The 15784-nt window shown below is 48.5% G+C and carries 13 protein-coding genes; 12 read left to right on the forward strand and 1 reads right to left on the reverse strand.

The features are described 5' to 3' along the window. Positions 1-43 precede the first annotated feature (43 nt). From VIS48_09530 to VIS48_09580, 11 genes are all read left to right on the forward strand, one after another. The gene (locus tag VIS48_09530; protein HEY9166388.1) at positions 44-979 is read left to right on the forward strand and encodes an HNH endonuclease; all 936 of its coding nucleotides are present in this window, start codon (positions 44-46) and stop codon (positions 977-979) included. A gap of 142 nt (positions 980-1121) precedes the next feature. Then, complete coding sequence (locus tag VIS48_09535; GenBank protein HEY9166389.1) at positions 1122-3488, forward strand: DEAD/DEAH box helicase family protein; 2367 nt, start codon at positions 1122-1124, stop codon at positions 3486-3488. Positions 3489-3503: 15 nt separating this feature from the next. Next, positions 3504-5063: a class I SAM-dependent DNA methyltransferase gene (locus tag VIS48_09540; GenBank protein HEY9166390.1), complete on the forward strand. Its 1560-nt coding sequence runs from the start codon at positions 3504-3506 to the stop codon at positions 5061-5063. Beyond that, the gene (locus VIS48_09545) at positions 5060-6253 is read left to right on the forward strand and encodes a restriction endonuclease subunit S (protein ID HEY9166391.1); all 1194 of its coding nucleotides are present in this window, start codon (positions 5060-5062) and stop codon (positions 6251-6253) included. Before VIS48_09540 ends, VIS48_09545 begins: the two co-directional genes overlap by 4 nt. A gap of 82 nt (positions 6254-6335) precedes the next feature. Continuing rightward, positions 6336-7121 carry a hypothetical protein gene (locus VIS48_09550; GenBank protein HEY9166392.1) on the forward strand — a complete coding sequence of 262 codons (786 nt, stop codon included), beginning with the start codon at positions 6336-6338 and terminating at the stop codon, positions 7119-7121. A 494-nt stretch (positions 7122-7615) separates the two neighbouring features. Continuing rightward, entirely contained in the window at positions 7616-7999 is a 384-nt protein-coding gene (locus VIS48_09555; GenBank protein HEY9166393.1) for a helix-turn-helix transcriptional regulator, read from the forward strand. Then, entirely contained in the window at positions 7971-8468 is a 498-nt protein-coding gene (locus tag VIS48_09560; GenBank protein HEY9166394.1) for a protein-export chaperone SecB, read from the forward strand. The genes VIS48_09555 and VIS48_09560 overlap by 29 nt, the downstream gene beginning before the upstream one ends. Beyond that, a complete protein-coding gene (locus VIS48_09565) occupies positions 8465-9469 on the forward strand; it encodes a DUF5655 domain-containing protein (GenBank protein HEY9166395.1) in 1005 nt (334 codons plus the stop codon). The genes VIS48_09560 and VIS48_09565 overlap by 4 nt, the downstream gene beginning before the upstream one ends. A gap of 158 nt (positions 9470-9627) precedes the next feature. Then, positions 9628-9846, forward strand: a complete 219-nt coding sequence (locus VIS48_09570; GenBank protein HEY9166396.1) for a hypothetical protein — start codon at positions 9628-9630, stop codon at positions 9844-9846. Between the two features lie 338 nt (positions 9847-10184). Then, entirely contained in the window at positions 10185-11318 is a 1134-nt protein-coding gene (locus tag VIS48_09575) for a Fic family protein (protein HEY9166397.1), read from the forward strand. A gap of 9 nt (positions 11319-11327) precedes the next feature. Next, positions 11328-11969 (forward strand): hypothetical protein, encoded by a 642-nt coding sequence (locus VIS48_09580; protein ID HEY9166398.1) that lies wholly within the window; start codon positions 11328-11330, stop codon positions 11967-11969. A gap of 62 nt (positions 11970-12031) precedes the next feature. Here VIS48_09580 and VIS48_09585 read toward each other — a convergent pair whose 3' ends face one another. Beyond that, the gene (locus tag VIS48_09585; protein ID HEY9166399.1) at positions 12032-12325 is read right to left on the reverse strand and encodes an NIPSNAP family protein; all 294 of its coding nucleotides are present in this window, start codon (positions 12323-12325) and stop codon (positions 12032-12034) included. A 381-nt stretch (positions 12326-12706) separates the two neighbouring features. Here VIS48_09585 and VIS48_09590 point away from each other — a divergent pair, with 381 nt between their 5' ends. Then, on the forward strand, positions 12707-15061 hold the full coding sequence (locus tag VIS48_09590) for a T9SS type A sorting domain-containing protein (protein ID HEY9166400.1): 2355 nt from the start codon (positions 12707-12709) through the stop codon (positions 15059-15061). Positions 15062-15784 lie beyond the last annotated feature (723 nt).

Genomic DNA, 15784 nt, shown 5'->3' on the forward strand with positions numbered 1-15784 from the left:
AGACGCGTAGACGCGCCTCTTGTGGTTTAATTTACGCAGAGCCATGAACTTCTACGTCGCCGTAACTGACAATAAGTGGTACCACTACCTGGCGACACTGAAGCCGATGCCAGACGAGGTCAATTTCTGGAAGCCGCATTCCAAAACCCGCCTCACGACTATCCAGCCGGGGCAACCCTTTCTCTTCAAGCTGAAATCTCCGGAGAACGCCATTGCCGGCGGCGGTTTTTATCTGCACTATTCAGTGCTCCCGATCTCGATGGCCTGGGACGCATTCGGAGATAAAAACGGTGCAGACAGCTTGCCTGGCCTAGTTGCCCTCATACAAGAGCACGAGGCCGAGGTCGATAGTGAGTATTCCATTGGATGCATGGTTCTGAACTCCCCGTTTTTCTTCGACAAGAAGGACTGGATTCCAACACCTTCAGACTTCAGCTTGAGCAATCAGCAAGGCCAATATTACGATACGTCGAACAAAAGTGGCAGACAGTTGTGGTCGAAGGTTGAGTCACTTCTGCTCGAGAGAAAGGGGATGGCGGCCGAAAATCAAGAGGTCTACATCTCAGACATTCCTGGCGGCTACGGCGCCGCATACCTTGCAAAGGCTAGGCTGGGCCAGGGAGGCTTCAAGACTTTACTACTTGACCTATATCAGAGACGTTGCGCGATTACTGGAGAAAGAACCACCCCAGTTCTTGAAGCGGCACACATAAAACCATTCAAGGATCACGGTCCTCATAATCCTCAGAACGGTCTCCTCCTCCGCGCTGACGTCCATATCTTGTTTGATGCAGGCTACATCACCGTGACGCCTCAGTTACGCGTGGAAGTGAGTCATAGGTTGAAAGGGGATTTCGACAATGGAAAAGATTATAGAAAGTACCACGGTAAGAATCTGCTGACTGTTCCCCTACAAGAGCTAGTGCGACCATCCAGGGAGTTCTTGGAATGGCACAACGCGATAAGATACAAGGGTTGAATGGCTAAACTGCATTGCGTCGGCAAACGAGAGTGCCACGCATGGGCTGAATTTTGGAATAGTAGAGGGCGCAGTATAACTTTGGCAAGTTCGCATCAGGGAGACAAGGGCTCAAATTGACATCTGATATTCAGGTCGAAGGGTGATTACTGAAGCCGACACCTGTCGCAAATACGTCCTGCCAAAACTGGCCGAAGCGGGCTGGGAGGATGAACCTCACTCGCTGACAGAGCAGAAAAGTTTCACTGACGGTCGGATAGTCGTAATCGGGAACAAAATCAAAAGAAGACCTCAGAAGAGGGCGGATTATCTTCTGAGGTACACGAGGGATTTCACTGTCGCAGTTGTGGAAGCTAAGGCAGCATACAAAGAGCCCGGCGACGGCTTGCAGCAGGCAAAAGAATATGCTGAGATGCTGGGGCTAAAGTTTGCCTACTCCACCAACGGCCATGGAATCGTCGAGTTCGATTATCTATCCGGAAGGGAAACGAACCTGCTTAGATTCCCCAGCCCGGATGAATTGTTCAACCGCTTGAAATGCAAATCTAAATTCGACGACGACGCAGTAAAGAAGCTCCTTACCCCCTACAATTCCGGAGGAAAGATTCCCCGTTACTATCAGGACATTGCAATTAATAGAAGCATCGAAGCGATACTGAAAGGTAAGCAACGTATTCTCCTGACGATGGCGACTGGCACAGGGAAGACGGACGTAGCATTCCAAATTTCTTGGAAGCTTTGGAGTGCCGGATGGAATCGCATGGGAGAGCATCGCAAGCCGAAAATTCTTTATCTCTCCGACCGCAGTGTCCTGGTCGACGATCCCAAAGATAAAACCTTTGCAGCCTTTGGAGACGCGCGTTATAAAATTGAAAACGGTACGATAAGCAAGGGTCGTGAAATATACTTTGCGATTTATCAAGCGATTGCCCGCGACGAGCGAAGACCCGGGTTGTATAAAGAGTTCGGCAAAGATTTCTTCGATTTGATCATTGTGGATGAGTGTCATCGTGGAAGCGCCGACGAGGAAAGCAACTGGCGTGAGATATTGGATTACTTTAGCCCGGCATACAAGCTCGGGATGACAGCAACCCCGCTCAGGCAGGACAATAAAGATACCTACGCTTACTTCGGGAACCCAATTTATACATACAGTCTGAAGCAAGGAATTGAAGACGGTTTCCTGGCACCCTACAAAGTCCATAGAGTCGTGACTACCATGGACGCGGCAGGTTGGAGGCCTTCTAAAGGGGATCTCGACAGGTACGGGAGAGAGATCCCTGACAAAGAATATCATACAGAGGATTTTGAAAGACTTGTCGCGTTGAAGATGAGGACGGAGGCCATCGCTAAACATTTGACAAAATTCTTGAAGGAGACGAGTCGCTTCGACAAGACCATTATCTTTTGTGTCGATCAAGAACATGCGTTGGACATGCGCGGCGCACTGACAAACTTGAACGCCGATCTGACTACCCAATACTCGGATTATGTCTGTCGCGTCACCGCCCTTGAGCTTACCACGGGTCGCACCCACCTTTCAAAGTTTCAGGAGATCGAGTCGGTCAGTCCTGTTATTCTCACAACCTCGCAGATGCTGACGACGGGCATCGACGCTCCGACCTGCAAGAATATTGTCATTGCTCGGATTATCAACTCGATGACTGAATTCAAGCAGATCATTGGGAGGGGAACGCGAGTGCGTGATGATTATGGAAAATTCTATTTCAATATAATCGACTATACCGGTTCGGCGACACGCCTGTTTGCCGATCCGGAATTCGACGGTGAACCTGCTCTCGCAACTGATGAGGAGATTAATGAGGCAGGAGAGACCGTCAAATCAGAAGTTGAATTCGAGGAGCATGAGTACAAGGGAATAAAGGAGAGCACGGATGAAACTCCGCCCCCGCTAAGCGACGATTCGGAGGGAGTTAAACGAAAATACTATTATGATGGCGGACAGGTTGAAATTGCGTCAGAACTTGTCTATGAACTCGATCCTGACGGCAAACAATTGAGCGTAGTAAAGTACTCGGACTACACCGCCGACAAGGTTCGCACGCTTTTTCCATCCATGATCGATCTAAGGAAACACTGGGCTAATCCAAAAGACAGATCGGAGATCATTGAACGGCTCGAAGAAAGAGGAATAGATTTTGAGAAACTCGCCCAAGTAACGAATCAACCAGACGCCGACCCCTTTGATCTGCTGTGTTATGTCGCCTTTAATTCTCCATTGAGAACGAGGCGTGAACGAGCAGAGCGGGTCAGGAAAGAAAAGAAAGAGTTCTTCGAGAAATATGGTGGAGAGGCAAAAGCAATCCTTGAGGAACTGCTTGAGAAATACGCACAACATGGCACCACGCAATTTACGATGCCTGACGTGTTGAAAGTCCCGCCGATTTCCGACCACGGAAACGTTATCGAGATAACAAAGACATTTGGCGGAGCAGAGAGACTAAAAGAGGCTGTCGATAGTCTCCAGGTCTTCCTGTATGCCGCATAGTTAAACGGAAAGCAAGTGAGCAAAACAAAAAAGACAAATCCTTCGCAGCCATTAACCACCGCTCAGCAACTCAGCAGCATAATCAAGTCTGCCCGCGACATAATGCGTAAAGACAAAGGACTCAACGGCGATTTAGATCGGCTCCCGATGCTGACGTGGATAATGTTTCTCAAGTTCCTAGATGATTTGGAGCAGAGAAGGGAAACCGATGCGGTGTTGAGGGGTGAGAAGTTTAAGCCGGGAATCGAATCACCGTATCGTTGGCGCGATTGGGCGGCAAAGGAAGATGGAATTTCTGGAAATGCACTGAAAGATTTCATAAACAATGATGAAGCGTTACGACCTGATGGGAAGCGAGGAGCTGGACTTTTCACATACTTGAGATCGCTCCAGAGTACGAACGGTGATAGACGCGATATAATATCTAACGTCTTCAAGGGACTCAGCAACCGTATGGAAAGCGGTTACCTCCTGCGCGAAGTCATCAACAAGATCAACGGCATCCATTTTAATTCGTCCGATGAGATACACACACTTGGCTACCTTTACGAGTCTCTTTTGAAAGAGATGAGAGATTCGGCCGGCGACTCCGGCGAGTTCTATACGCCTCGACCTGTAATAAAATTCATCGTCGAAGTTATGGCCCCGAAGTTAGGTGAAACCGTTCTCGACCCCGCCGCAGGAACAGGCGGATTTCTTGCTGAGTCTTATCTCCACGTTGAAAAGCAGTGCAAGACAGTTGAAGAGAGGGAGACTCTCCAGAAGGAAAGCATTTATGGTGGCGAAGCCAAGACTCTTCCTTACATGCTTTGCCAATTGAACCTTTTGCTCCACGGGTTGGAGTATCCGCAAATCTCTCCAAGGAACAGTCTCGAAGTGAAACTTTCAGATCTCGGAGAGAAGGACAGAGTTGATATAATAATGACGAATCCACCTTTCGGCGGCGAAGAGGAAAAGGGAATCCGAAACAATTTCCCTGCGGATAAACAGACATCCGAGACCGCGCTCCTCTTTCTTCAGCTCATCATGAGGAAGTTGAGGCGAGTAGGCAAACCCGGAAGGGCGGCAGTGATTGTACCAAACGGAACGTTGTTCGGCGACGGAGTCTGTGCCAAGATAAAAGAAGAATTGCTGAAGGAATTCAACCTTCACACGATTGTCAAGCTGCCAGAGGGCGTCTTTGCTCCCTACACAGGCATACCTACAAACATTCTTTTCTTCGACCGTTCCAAAGGTACGGAAGAAATCTGGTATTACGAACAGCCGCTTCCTGAGGGGAAGAAGAACTACACAAAGACGGCGCCGATTCAGTTCGAGGAGTTTGCAGATTGTATCGCCTGGTGGAAAAAGCGCAAAGAGAATGAACGGGCATGGAAAGTCAAAGCTAAAGATGTGTTGAAGTACGACGCTGAAGGAAATCTCGTCTCGGTCGATCTTGATATCAAAAACCCAAGTGAGAAAGACGAACTGGAACACTTGCCACCTGAAAAATTAGCCAATAGCATTCTGGAGAAGGAAAATCGGATATCGGAGATCATGCAGGATATATTGCGCACTCTATCGGGTAATCGATGAAGAATAACGATGTGAAACGGGTCGTGCTGGGTGATGTTCTTCATCTTCTTCTTGATGAAGTCCCAGTTGACCCTCTTAGGGAATACATGATCGCCGGGGTTTACAGCTTCGCTAGGGGCCTCTTGGCGCGCGGTCCCTTGGCGGGAAGTTCTACAACTTATAAAAAGTTGAATAGACTGCATCGAGGTGACTTTGTGATCAGTGAACCCAAGGCTTGGGAAGGGGCAATCGCCAAGGTTACAGAATCTTTCGACGGTTGGTATGTCTCGCCGGTGTTTCCAACTTTTAGGGCTGACTCCGAGCAGTTGGACATCAATTATCTCGATTGGTATTGTAAGCAGTCAAACGTTTGGGAAAGACTTCGTTTCAAGTCGAGAGGGATCGGGGCAAGGAGAGAAACAGTAAGTCCAGATCAGTTTCTCTCGATTGAGATTCCTCTTCCTCCGCTCGAGAATCAGCGCCGCATCGTGGCACGAATAGAAGGACTTGCTGCGAAGATCAAGGAGGTGAGAAAGCTGAGAGACGAAGCCCTTGCCGAATCATCAGTTCTTTTGGATGCATATTTTGAGAAGCTTATCTCAAGCCCATCCACAAAAATGAAATTGCTATCGGAGGTGGCCGAAATAAACCCGCGATTGGTTGGAGCATCAGTGCTAGAACCGTCAAAGGAAGTGTCGTTTGTCCCTATGAGTGCTGTCGATGATGTCTCTGGAAAAATCCTACATCCTGTTATAAAGAAATGTGAAGAGGTTTGGAAGGGCCACACTCGATTTCAAAATGGCGACGTGATTTTCGCACGAATCACACCGTGCATGCAAAATGGCAAATCCGCATTGGCGCATGATTTGGTAAACGGCTTAGGATTTGGCTCAACAGAATTTCACGTAATACGTCCCCGGCCTGAGGTTTCTGGTAAATGGATCTGGAACCTCGTGCGGCTGAGATCTTTCCGCGATGATGCGGCTTCACACTTCAAAGGTTCCGCTGGTCAGCAGCGTGTGCCGGAAATGTTCCTTGAACAAAAATTAATTCCAGTCCCGCCCATTGAGGCCCAGAACCAGATTACCGACAAATTAGATGAGTTTGAAGGAGTACTTAATAAGCTCGTTCTCCTACAACATGGAACCACGAGGGAGTTGGAGGCCATACTGCCGTCGGTGCTGGACAAGGCGTTTAAGGGGGAGCTGTGAAAAATCAAGGATACTTGAAAATTAGTGACTCTGCCAGTTGTCCGTCCGTAAGGAATTGGGACATAATTGTCAGACAGCAAATATGATAAAAGAAATCTACGCTAGGTTGGGGTTCAACGCGAAGATCGACTCTGAACAGAGAAGATTAGTAGAGCGGATTGCTCAAGTTTTGGATCGTCTAGTGGAGGGCGCCAAAGTATTGGGAGTTCATGGAACTCTTTGGCAACAGGTGTCTTTTGCTTTGGGGGAACCTCTGAACCCCTATTTCTCCTCTGCCGTTCGAAACCAAAATATTGAAAGGTGCATCCTCATCTGCGAAATCGCTCTTGGTATTGTTCGAAAAGGTTACCCTTCGCTTTACGAACGGTTCACGGAATCCATTGAAGAAGCTATGCAATATTGTGCTCTCAACCCGGGTTTCAACTTTCACGATGGAAAATTTACTCGGGCAGGAGCTGAGGAGCTTGACAGGGCACTTGTTCTTGAAACGCTTACTTGGTTGGAAAACTTCCCGCAGACAAGGGAGCTCTTTGAGAACTCCCTTGGTTCTCTGTTGAGGAAGAACCTCAAAGATGCCATTACAAATGCATACAGCAGCCTTGAGTCTCTAGTTAAACCGATCCTTAAAAAAGATAAGCCCTTCGATTCCGATGAGATGAGAAAAGAGTTTGTTAGGTTTGTCGGGTTAGAAGAACATTGGGGACAGATGCTGTTCTTGTACTCAAAAACTGCGCACGAATTTTCTTCAAGACATGGACGAAGGGAGGGCAATGAGCCCAATACTGAACTTACCTATGAGCTTGCGGAATTCTATGTTTACATGACAGGAACATTTATCCGCCTTATAGCCCAGAGAATTAAGACATGAGTGCCCCTCCGAGAACGAGACCTTTGTCTGACAGAATCTTACGAAAGGAGAAAAAACCGTGGGTTTTTTCCATCGTTTTGCCTCTTGACATTACTTAACCTATAGGTTAACTTGCAAGTGTCAGTAAAGCAGATTCAGTCAGGGCCAAAAGGTGAAATTGCGGTTTGTGTGGATGAGTCAGGCCGTTGCCAAGTTCTCGAGTTTATCGAAGCACTGTCGGAACCAGATCAGAAGAAAGTTCTAAATCTCTTCAAGCTGTTTTGTGACCAGGGTGAAATTCGGAACGAAGAAAAGTTCAAGCATGAGGATGGGCCAATCTATGCATTCAAATCCTTCCAGCTGAGAATTCTCTGTGGATTTCTACCAGTGAAGGGAAAGCGTACCATTGTTTTGGTGCACGCTCTGAAGAAGAAAACGGACAGGTTATCAAAGTCCGATTTAAAGAAAGCCAAACAACTGCTCGAAAATATTAGATAATCAATCTGAGGGCATCTATGGAACCTAAAGAACGGTTCAATCAACTTCTTGATAAGTTCAAAGATGATCCCGAGTTCATTTTCCAGGGGCTTATTCTGCGTGTGTCTGAGGACATCGCATCGTTGCTCAAGACGCAGAACATGACACGTGGAAAACTTGCCGAGAAACTCAATTGTTCTGCCGCGTACGTTACCAAGCTGCTCAGGGGATCCGAGAACCTCACCCTCAAAAAGCTTTTTGAGGTGTCAAGAGCACTGAACGCGGAGTTTAGTGTTCATATGAGCGCTCGTGCGAGCGCATTCGATAGAGAAGATGTCGAATGCATATTTGCAGAAGCCAACTTCAAACTGTTCAAGCCCAGAGAGGAAGCCGATGAGCACCCTGTCCCCAATGCAGCTTAAGGACTTTGTTGTCCAGCTCTTGCATGTTGAAGCTAACCCTGAATTTCATCCACATCGCGGCAGCCCCACCAAAGATGACCTCAGTGTAAATTTTGAGATGAAACAACGAAAGGATGGGGCGCAATTCAGGATAGACCTTGATGTTAGGCTGAACGACTCTGAGGCCCGTTACAAAAAATGTGCGTACAGAATTCATATTAGGATCTACGGTTTGTTTGAGTTTGACAGAAACACCCCCAAAGAGGACGTTGACAAACTGCTCGGTCCAAACGGGCTTGCTATGGCATACTCCGTAGCGAGAGGAATTGTTGCGGAGGCTACAGGGACTTCCTTGCACGGCAAGATTATGCTTCCGACAGTCAATTTCATAGAACTTTTGAAGAGGAAAGCGGAGTCTGCGAAAGGCAAGAGAGCAGCGGGGAAGAGTAGGGCCAGGGATCACGGTAGCAAGAAGGAGCAAACAACGTGATTCTCTTCCATAACAAGAGGGAGTACACTGACTACCCGTTCGAGAGAGAAGATGAATTCGAGAAAGACATTATTTCCAATTCCAAGTTGTTCTTTGGGAAGGATTCGATAATCATTGATGCAAAGAAGAAGATTTCGACCAAGACTTTCGGTGGCTCGATCCCAGATGCCTTCTTGTTCGATCTTTCGGATATTGACAACCCAGAGTTTTACCTGGTAGAGGTAGAGCTCTCCACCCACAGTTTTTTTGACCATATTTTTCCTCAGATCACAAAATTCTTCGGCTTCTTTAAAAATACTGCCAACCAAGCCGAACTCGTTGAGAAGATATTTTCGTTAGTGAATGGCGATTCTGAGCTGAAGAAGGAATTCAAAGCTTACCTTGGGGACAAGGAAGTCTATAAATTCCTCAAAGACACAATCGAAAATAGTCAGAATATTCTACTTATCCTCGATGCCGAGAAGCCAGAACTACCTGAAATAAGTGAGACGTACTTTGACACCTGGGGAAAGGCCGTCAAGCCAATGATAGTGAAGAAGCTAATCAGCGGCTCGGACGAAATATTCATGATGCATCCCGAGTTTGAAAGTATTAAGTACATCGATGCTGATGGTGAGACAAGACCTGAATCAGAAAAGCGAGAATACTCCGAAGAATACCATTTTGATGGAGTATCTGAGAACATTAAGAAGGTTTATTCCAAGCTGAAAGAACAGCTCCTGGTTTTCGACAGTTCCGTTGGATTTAATCCTCAGAAATACTACATCTCAGTTGTGAAGGGACGGAATGTGGCTTTCTTTAAGATAAGGAAGAAGAAAATCACTCTGGTTGCAATGCTTCCTGAAGATGAAGTGAGAAAAATGCTGAAGTTCCACGCCGTGAAGCAGTTGTCTGAGCCGGTTCAGAGATTTTACAACGGACAGAGTTGTGCAGTAGTGATTGAAAACGCCTTCCATCTTGAAGAGATATCGTCCCTGCTAGAAGCGCTGGTCTCAAAGTAATTCGAACCATCCGCCCACCCGATTGAATCGCCACCCAGTAACGCTTCTCTAAGCCCGGCTCGGATTGTCGTGGTTTCTGAATCTTAAAATGTATTATTATCACTCAATGATAGGACTCCATCCACCCGGACCAACTACGTTGGAGTAGGAGAATCACCATGCGCCTTCGAGACCAAATCATAGCCGATGCCATATCAGCGGCCGAAGGAAGCGGAAACAGAAGCGACCCGGCTTTCATTATCGATTATATCGTGGAACTCCTTATCTCCGGGAAGCGGCCGGAGATGCCTCCGGCGAAGAGGAACATACTCTACGGACTTAATTCGACTGCCGACTTGCAGCCCCCGCCGTCGGGCGCATTTATATATCTTTCTTGAAAAGCTTCAAACTGCGATCACCTGTCCAGGCTACTTTCTATGCCGCCAGTTTCTCTGGTGTTCACTTCATTTTGTAGGAGGATCCAACAGAGCCACCTGCGTCTGAACCGGTTGAGAGTACCAGAAAGCTGTGAACTGAGCTCAAGAACTGCGAGAAACATTCTAAAAAGACACAAAAACGGATGCGGACTCGTCCAGGGATAATCGGGGGTTGATATTTTGACTTACTCTGTTTCCCTTTAATATGGATCATCTTATATTAGTTTCGAGAGGTAAGCTTACATATAAGATTCCATATGAAAGTCTGAACACTTGAGGACCATGCGAAATAGCCCAAAATGGATCTGAAGGAATATTCGGCTGGCGTCTTCACCCAGCAATACGGATATAAGAGTTTCGACCCCACAACCATTAATCATGAATGGTCGTGGTCCGATCCGAAAATCAATAAGCTTCTGGCTGACGCGAGCCGCAAGCTTGGCGAACTCAATGCCTTTGCCCATTCCGTTCCGGATATAGATGTCTTTATAAGGATGCACGTCGCAAAAGAAGCTGCGAAGTCAAGCCGGATCGAAGGAACGAAAACTGAAATTGAGGAAGCGGTGTCAGACAAGCAGGATGTCCTTCCCGGGAAGCGGGAGGACTGGCAGGAAGTCCAGAATTACATAACGGCAATGAATGCCGCGATAGAAGAATTGAAGGATATTCCTCTCTCGACGCGGATGCTGAAGAAAACACACAAAATTCTTCTCGCGGGTGTCCGAGGCACACACAAAACGCCGGGAGAGTACAGAACGAGTCAGAATTGGATCGGCGGAGCCTCCATCGAGGACGCTGTCTTTGTTCCTCCACATCATTCCAGAATAGACACCCTGATGGGGGACCTCGAGAATTTCCTGCACAACGTGAATATAGACGTGCCTGAGCTGATCAGGATTGCAATTGCTCATTACCAGTTCGAGACAATCCATCCCTTCCTCGATGGTAACGGGAGGATAGGAAGGCTCTTGATTACACTTTACCTCGTGAGTAAGGGACTCCTGTCCAAACCGACACTTTACCTGTCGGATTACCTTGAGAAACACAAGGGCGTCTATTACGATAACCTGACGCTTGTTCGAACTCACCACGACATTACCCAATGGGTGAAATTCATCCTCGTCGCGATAGCGGAGACATCGAACACGGGTGTCGAGACACTCAAGAAAATTCTCAAGCTGAAGGACGATATCGAAGGGACAAGAATCGTCGGGATGGGAAAGAAAGTAAAGAGTGCCAGACTATTTATGAACGTGCTGTACAGCAACCCGGTCATAACCATTAACAGCGCAAAGCAAAAGCTTGGACTCACGCATCCTACTACAGGCGCTCTCATAGCCGACTTTGAACGCCTCGGCATTCTCAAGGAAGTAACCGGATTCAAGAGGAACAGACTCTTTTTGTTCACCGAATACCTCAACCTGTTCATGTAGGGCAGAGTGATGTCCAACAGCTCTTCACCGATCGTTCAGCTGCTGCCTCCTCTGCGACGGCGGCCTGAGCTTCCTCCGGCGAAGAGGCGCTCGGGAAGCAATCCGATCGCCGACTTGCAGCCCCCGCCGCCGGGCGCAGAACGAATCTATATACCGTTCCTGAAGGACTTCGATGCCTGGATGTCTTGCGAGACGCGCAGCCGCTGGGTCGCCATCGTGCCGACGACGAGCTGCATGACTCTCGTTACCAGGAAAGAAATCTGGAACATTAACCCGGGGCCGTACTGGATGTTTGTTGAGTATAGAGTACTCAGCCCGATCCTCGCTGCACATGGCGTGGCGGTGTCGTGGAACGGCGCGCAACATCAGGAACGCATACTCCTGGCTGACAAGCTTCACGAGGAATTCTACGCCGCACCGCGGGAGGTCGCACTCGAGTTCCTAAGGCAAGGGCACTTCGCCGATTACTCGACCGACCACGATATCCCGAAAGCAGACGACATGGAGATGAGCATGGAAGACCACCTCGAGCTCCTCGCGAGCCAGCTCTCCCGCGTCTATGGCGGTGGAACGCTTCTCATTCAGAAGCCTAACGTCAGCGCGGATTACCTGGCGCGGGAGCACATGATCTCGGCGTATGGGATGAACTGAGCAGACGAGCAGGCTGAAGTAACCGCTGCTGGTTCAGTAAGAGCTACGGTTGCTGATCTTTTTCACCACGTCTTATAAATCTCGCGGCTGCCTGTAAGATACATTTCCTGATAGCCCTCCATCTTCTTCATCGCTTCCTGCATTTCCTTTGTCGGGTTCTTCATCGCTTCCCAGCTCTGTTCGTATTCCGTCAGGCTTTTATACTGTGAGACCATGATGACACGGTTGTACTGGCCCGTCATGTCGGTCATGATGTGTACGAGGTTCGGATCCTTAGCCATTGCTTCCTTGAAGATCTTTGCCAGCTTGGAAGCGTTACCCGGCTTGCAGACAAATATATCGTGAACGATGATCATGCGTTTTATTCCTCCATGTTTTTGTTTAGCGGTGATGTATCCTTATGCTGAACCATATTTTGTCTCCGAAGGTTCACGCCGCCGCTGTGTCAGTGTGAAAGAGGGAACGGCGATGTGACCGTCACTTTGAAAGTGACGGTCACATCCGCACATTATCTGGTCGTGAGTTTGACTATCACAAAAAGGGCGGTTACATTTATGCGTCAGGTAATTAACTGCAGAGCTGCTAAGAGAACCTCCAGGCATCCCCCTCCCGAGCAACATTAAGACTTCTCAGTCTCATGTAGATGAGACGCTGGCGAGATTGCAATCAATCAGGTCATGATTTCCAGTGAAGAGCCGAATGGCTAGCAATGGAATCCAGATAAAAGGGAGGTTCAAATGTTATCACACCGTACTTATTTATTGACTGTGCTCGTTGTTGTGTGGTGCATTGCACTACCCAGTGCGACCGCGCAATACGTACAGGAAGGCAGCAAGCTTGTCGGCACCGGAGCTGTCGGTACCGCACATCAAGGCGGCTCTGTTTCTCTTTCTGCTGATGGTAATACGGCAATCGTCGGTGGACTTTGCGACAGTAGCTATGCAGGAGCAGCGTGGGTGTATACGCGATCTGGGGGAGTATGGAGTCAGCAAGGGAGCAAGCTCGTCGGCACGGGCGCTGACGGGAGCGCATGTCAAGGCTATTCTGTTTCTCTTTCTGCTGATGGTAATACGGCAATCGTCGGTGGATATGGGGACAATAGCGGTGCAGGAGCAGCGTGGGTGTATACGCGATCTGGTGGAGTATGGAGTCAGCAGGGCAGCAAGCTCGTCGGCACCGGAGCTGTCGGTTCCGCACAACAAGGCTACTCTGTTTCTCTTTCTGCTGATGGCAATACGGCAATCGTCGGTGGACTTGGTGACAACAGCGGCTTAGGAGCAGCGTGGGTGTTCACGCGATCTGGGGGAGTATGGAGTCAGCAGGGCAGCAAGCTCGTCGGCACCGGAGCTGTCGGTAGTGCACTACAAGGTGCACTACAAGGCGGCTCTGTTTCTCTTTCTGCTGATGGTAATACTGCAATCGTCGGTGGATATGACGACAATGGCGATGCAGGAGCAGCGTGGGTGTATACGCGATCTGGGGGAGTATGGAGTCAGCAAGGCACCAAGCTTGTTGGCACCGGAGCTATCGGTTCCGCACAACAAGGCTACTCTGTTTCTCTTTCTGCCGACGGTAATACGGCAATCGTCGGTGGACCTTCCGACAACAGCTCTGCATGGGGGGGGGCAGTATGGGTGTATACGCGATCTGGTGGAGTATGGAGTCAGCAGGGCGGCAAGCTCGTCGGCACCGGAGCTGTTGGTGGCGCATGCCAAGGGTGGTCTGTTTCTCTTTCTGCTGATGGCAATACGGCAATCGTCGGTGGATATTGGGACAATAGCGGTGCAGGAGCAGCGTGGGTCTGGGTAAATGGAGCGCCCAACATCGTTGGCGTAAAGGACGTTGGGAATGATCAGGGAGGAAGAGTCCGCATTAGCTGGGGCCGGTCACTCGCCGACTCGGCAGTGTCTGCCCACCAGATTGTGACATACGGATTATGGCGTAGGATTCCGGCATTACAGAGCGGCCTTGGCAAGAGAGGAGAGCCAGGTCCGTTGAACGATACGCTGGGAATCTTGTACGATTTCATAACGAGTGTTCCGGCGGTTCAGTCACCTCAATACAACGTCGTCGCTTCAACGTATGAAGACTCGACGTCCACAGGTACCCATTGTTGCACGTTCCTGGTCACAGCGCATACAAGTGATCCGAACGTGTTCTTTATATCTAATGAAGATAGCGGCTATTCAGTGGACAACATTCCTCCCGACCCTCCGAGTTCAGTATCCGGCAATGTGGTTTCTGGTGCGGTCGATATGTCATGGAAGAAGAATAAAGAACCGGACATGTGGAGATATGCCATATACCGAAGCACTTCACCAATCGACGAACCTTACGAGCTGACGGCGTTAGCTACAACCACAGACACTGTTTTTGCAGACACTCATCCGATAACAGGAGATCGTTCGTATTATGCGGTATGTGCCCAGGACATACACGGGAACTTGAGCGGAGGAGGCAATCAGCTATCTTTCATTCCATCAGACTTCTCACTATCAGTCAGTCTCACTGCATTCACAGCAAGTACACAGGACTATGGAGTAAGACTCGACTGGAAGACAGGATCAGAGACTAACAATGCAGGATTTATCGTAATGAGAGAGATGCAAGGTGAGACAGCATTCAAGGAGATAGCAAGCTACACAAGCGATGTGGCACTAAAGGGACTTGGAACAAGTACAGACGGCAAATCATATTCTTATACTGATAACTCACTCCAGACAGCAGGTAAATACACATATGAGCTGGAGAATGTGACAACAGACGGAGTGAAGCATACATATAATGAGATTACTGTAGATGTATCTACTCCTACAGACTTCGCATTATTCCAGAACTATCCCAACCCATTTAATCCGAGTACGACTATAGCGTTCAATTTAAAAGAACAATCGGAAGTAACACTGACTATCTACAATGTACTCGGACAGGATGTAGCGACATACAGTTACGGAACGATGGGAGGAGGAAGGTACCAGGAAGAAATAAACCTGGAGAGGTTAACGAGTGGAGTATACTACTACAGGCTTGATGCCACAGGTACAGATGGAAAGAGGTTCACATCCATAAAGAAACTTTTGGAGCTGAAGTAGGGAAGATACTTCCGCGGAAATCCGCGAATTATTCTGGCGGAGTTTTGATGAAGTGACCGATTGGACGTGACCGTCACTTTCAAAGTGACGGTCACATAATGCTCGACTCTTGAATACTTGGAGCGCCGGGAGTTCCGTCGTTAGCTCTGGCGGAGTGTTGATGAAATAGGCAGTACCAACATATCTGTCTCAATGTAAGTCCCGTCATTAACACTGGCGGGACTTTCTTTATCGTGCAGCTGAAGTCATCAAGCGTGGGGGAAAATGCTTTCCAGAATTCAATATTCATTCTGAGAGGAAAAGGTCCGGTCAGCTGCGGATAGGCCCGGCAGGGTAAGGACATGGAAGTCAGTTGACCATGGAAGTCGGACGACTTAACGAAAAAGGCTCGGTACCGTAGTACCGAGCCTTATTATCCATCTTGTTGCGAGGAGGCGTCTTCTGCTTAAGAACTATCGGAACGAGAGCCTACAACATCGTCTCCAAGCCGTTAAGTTTGTGCACGACCTCGTGCCACACTCATCGATGGAAAAGAATCAGGGACAAGTCTCATGACATTATCCCTGGTCAAACTATCAGTTCAGTTGAGAACCGTCGCCACAGCCTGATCCGGTGTGATCGTGATATAGGCTTTGACGTTGTTTGCGTTGTCGTTGCCTTTTTCCTTACCACAGCCGACTATGTAAATCGTCTGTGCAGTGGCAGCAATCGAAGCGGTATCGC

It is taken from the genome of Candidatus Kryptoniota bacterium (assembly GCA_036567965.1).
GTDB lineage: Bacteria > Bacteroidota > Ignavibacteria > Kryptoniales > JAKASW01 > JAKASW01.

What these genes read in the sequence shown, in the direction of transcription:
- VIS48_09560 (HEY9166394.1), top strand. Translation starts at nt 7,971, where the DNA reads ATGAGCACCCTGTCCCCAATGCAGCTTAAGGACTTTGTTGTCCAGCTC.
- VIS48_09575 (HEY9166397.1), top strand. Translation starts at nt 10,185, where the DNA reads ATGGATCTGAAGGAATATTCGGCTGGCGTCTTCACCCAGCAATACGGA.
- VIS48_09550 (HEY9166392.1), top strand. Translation starts at nt 6,336, where the DNA reads ATGATAAAAGAAATCTACGCTAGGTTGGGGTTCAACGCGAAGATCGAC.
- VIS48_09570 (HEY9166396.1), top strand. Translation starts at nt 9,628, where the DNA reads ATGCGCCTTCGAGACCAAATCATAGCCGATGCCATATCAGCGGCCGAA.
- VIS48_09530 (HEY9166388.1), top strand. Translation starts at nt 44, where the DNA reads ATGAACTTCTACGTCGCCGTAACTGACAATAAGTGGTACCACTACCTG.
- VIS48_09555 (HEY9166393.1), top strand. Translation starts at nt 7,616, where the DNA reads ATGGAACCTAAAGAACGGTTCAATCAACTTCTTGATAAGTTCAAAGAT.
- VIS48_09590 (HEY9166400.1), top strand. Translation starts at nt 12,707, where the DNA reads ATGTTATCACACCGTACTTATTTATTGACTGTGCTCGTTGTTGTGTGG.
- VIS48_09585 (HEY9166399.1), bottom strand. Translation starts at nt 12,325, where the DNA reads ATGATCATCGTTCACGATATATTTGTCTGCAAGCCGGGTAACGCTTCC.
- VIS48_09580 (HEY9166398.1), top strand. Translation starts at nt 11,328, where the DNA reads ATGTCCAACAGCTCTTCACCGATCGTTCAGCTGCTGCCTCCTCTGCGA.
- VIS48_09545 (HEY9166391.1), top strand. Translation starts at nt 5,060, where the DNA reads ATGAAGAATAACGATGTGAAACGGGTCGTGCTGGGTGATGTTCTTCAT.